We start from the raw sequence: 1,358 nt of genomic DNA, 5'->3' as shown, positions 1-1,358 counted from the left end.
AGGGTCCAGGCGCCGTGGTGGAGGAGGTGGTGGTGGCGGCTGCAGAGCAGGGCGGCGTTGTTGATGTCGGTTTCCCCGCCCAGCTGCCAGGGGGTGAGGTGGTGGGCCTCGGTCCACCAGGCGGGGGCGGTGCAGTCGGGGAAGGTGCAGCCCAGGTCGCGGGCGAGCAGGATTTTGCGTTGGGCGGCGGTGAAGAGGCGTTGGGTGCGTCCGATGTTGAGGATGCTCCCGTCCCCGGCGTAGGTGAGGCGGGTGGTGTCGGCGTCGCAGAGGGCTTCGGTGAAGGCGGCCAGGGGTTGCGGGCCGGTGTAGGGGGCGGTGGCGATCCCGGCGGGGCGGCCGGTGGCGGTGGTGCGGTGCAGCTCGGCCTCGGTGGTGGTGATGAACAGTTGGGGTTTCAGGCCGCCGTTCACGGGCAGGGCGGCGGTGCGGGCGGCGAGTTTGAGGCAGTCGATGAGTCCGTCCAGGAGGCGTTGGGCGTGGGTGCGCCGGTCCTGGACGGCCGGGTCGGTGGAGGCCGGGTCGGTGGTGTCCAGGCCGGGCAGCTCCTCCGCGGYGCCGGGTGCGGGCACCCGGATCCCGTCGATCAGCCGCGGCCACGGCGGCGCCGCCGCCGTGCCGGCAGCACCGTCATCTGACGTGTTAGGTCCGGGCGTGCCGTCCGTGCCGGGTCCGGGCGCGGTTGTGCCGTCGGTGCGGTCCGTGCCGTTGGCGGGCGCGGGCGTGCCGGGCGCGGTGGTGTCGTTGGTGGGTTGCGGGGGCGGGTCGAACCAGAACCAGGACTCRCCCGGRTAKACGGGCGGCAGCGCGTTCGGGGGCGCCTGCGGGGGCCGGGGCGGGATGTCTGCCGGGGCCAGGGGTTGGCGCCACCCGGTGCCGCGGGGCCCGGACACCGGCGGCGGTGGYGCCGGCCAGGCCGGGGGCGCCGCGYSGCCGGWTCCGGCCGGGCCCGCGACGGKGGCGGCCGGTTCACCGGCAACCGTGACGGATGCGGTGCGGAAGAKSTCCARCAGCTCGCCCTGCCCGGCCGGCACCGTCCCGRCCGYGGCATTGGYGYCGTTGTCGGGGTGTGGGGGGTTGATGTCGTTGAAGGCGGTGTGGGGGCGGGGGTTGGTGGCGGAGCCGATGGCGGTCATGAGGTGTTCGTATTGCAGGATGGTCAGGTGKCCCTCGAAGTGGATCAGCCCGCGGCGGGGGTGGCGGAAGAACAGGCCCTGCYTGGCGAGCAGTTCCCCGTGCGTGGGTTGCTGCCCGTCGGGATCCAGCAGCGCCAGGGCCCGGGTGCCCAGGCGGCGCAGGAAGTCCGGGGATTCCTCCCGCGCGTACCCGGTCAGGGTCCGCTCCAGCTCCCCGGCGGT

General features: G+C 74.8%; 1 protein-coding gene. It reads right to left on the bottom strand.

Annotated features, from left to right (window positions below; genetic code table 11):
• On the bottom strand, positions 1-1,358 hold a 1,358-nt coding region (locus AB4Y80_RS16870), incomplete at both ends, for a DUF222 domain-containing protein (RefSeq protein WP_442215491.1).

The organism is Specibacter sp. RAF43, assembly GCF_052114065.1.
In the GTDB taxonomy this organism is placed as follows: Bacteria; Actinomycetota; Actinomycetes; order Actinomycetales; family Micrococcaceae; genus Specibacter.
This window is presented reverse-complemented; position numbering and strand designations above follow the sequence as displayed.